The organism is Streptomyces torulosus, from assembly GCF_001419765.1.
Taxonomy (GTDB): Bacteria; Actinomycetota; Actinomycetes; order Streptomycetales; family Streptomycetaceae; genus Streptomyces; species Streptomyces torulosus.
In genome coordinates this window covers 1-1496 of the sequence record NZ_LIRK01000937.1, presented here as the reverse complement: position 1 = coordinate 1496, position 1496 = coordinate 1, and the positions used below count along the sequence as shown (strand labels likewise).

At 74.1% G+C, this 1496-nt stretch carries 1 protein-coding gene; it reads left to right on the top strand.

Features of this window, described 5'->3' with window-relative positions:
- Positions 1-115 precede the first annotated feature (115 nt).
- Positions 116-1228 carry a carbohydrate kinase family protein gene (locus AOK23_RS42760; RefSeq protein WP_055717759.1) on the top strand — a complete coding sequence of 371 codons (1113 nt, stop codon included), beginning with the start codon at positions 116-118 and terminating at the stop codon, positions 1226-1228.
- The last annotated feature ends 268 nt before the right edge of the window (positions 1229-1496 follow it).

Sequence of the window (1496 nt, the reverse complement as noted above, 5' to 3'; positions counted from 1 at the left end):
TCCCGCACCCGACCACGAAGCGCGCACCCCGGCCCACTCACGCTCCCCACCCCACCCAGCGGAGCGTTTTGGTGCAGACTGGCCAGATCCATGCACCACCGCCAGGGAGCACACCGTGACCGCGTTCAAAGGGGAGCGTCCACACCACCGGCCCCAGGTCGACCCGCTGTCGGCCCTGAGGACCCCGGACGACCCGCCCTGGGACGTGTATCTGACCGGCACCGTCTTCCTCGACATCATCTTCACCGGCCTCGACTCCGCCCCGGTCCGCGGCACCGAGTCCTGGGCCCGCGGCATGGGGTCCAGCCCCGGCGGCGTGGCGAACATGGCCACGGCGCTGGCCCGGCTCGGCCTGCGGACCTCCCTCGCCGCGGCCTTCGGCGACGACCACTACGGCGAGTACTGCTGGGACGCCCTGGAGCAGGGCGAGGGCATCGACCTGTCCACCTCCCGCACCGTCCCCGGCTGGCACTCCCCGGTCACCGTCTCCATGGCGTACGAGGGCGAACGCACGATGGTCTCGCACGGCCACGCCGCCCCCGCGGAGCAGTCCGCGCCGGAGTGCCCGCCGTTGGCGCGCGCTGCCGTCGCCTCCCTCGCGCCCGGCGTGCGCGCCCCTTGGATCACGCAGGCCGCGCGCAAGGGCACCCGGATCTTCGCGGACGTCGGCTGGGACGACACCGGCGCCTGGGATCTGGCGGGGCTGCCCGACCTCGCCCACTGCGAGGCGTTCCTGCCGAACGCGGAGGAGGCGATGCGGTACACCCGCGCCGACTGCCCCCGCGCCGCCGCCCGCGCGCTCACGGAGCACGTCCCGGTGGCGGTGGTGACGCTCGGCGCGGAGGGCGCGTACGCGGTGGACGGCCGTACCGGCGAGACGGCGGAGGTACCGGCGATCGCGGTGGAGGCCCTCGACCCCACGGGCGCCGGCGATGTGTTCGTGGCCGGTTTCGTCACCGGCACCCTCGCGGACTGGCCCCTGGCGGACCGGCTGGCCTTCGCCGGGCTGACCGCCGCCCTGTCGGTCCAGGAGTTCGGCGGGTCGCTGTCGGCGCCCGGCTGGTCCGAGATCGCCGCCTGGTGGCGCCGGGTGCGGTCCCTCGACGTCCAGGACCCCGCCGCCCTCCGCCGCTACGCCTTCCTGGAGGACTTCCTCCCCGAGGGGCCCGTGGCCCCCTGGCCGCTGCGCCGCGCGGTCCCCACCATCGGCTTCCGCCGCTCGGCCTGAGGTGAACTCCCCTGCGTGGCAGGGCAGTTGAGATCCCTTCCGCGCAACCGGGGCGTCTGCGACTACCCCGCCGCTCACGCCCCAAACGCAACGTGACTCACATCACGCCCTTTGCGTTTCTTTCGTGCTCCGCGACCTTGATACAAATTCTCCGCGCGTCCCTGTCCGTCGACAGCCGCCCAATTCCCTTGCCGGGCCGCGGTCGTCGGGGTCCGGAGCCGCACCCTCGCACGTCCAGGAACGCCCGTGTCCCCCCGCACCCCCACCC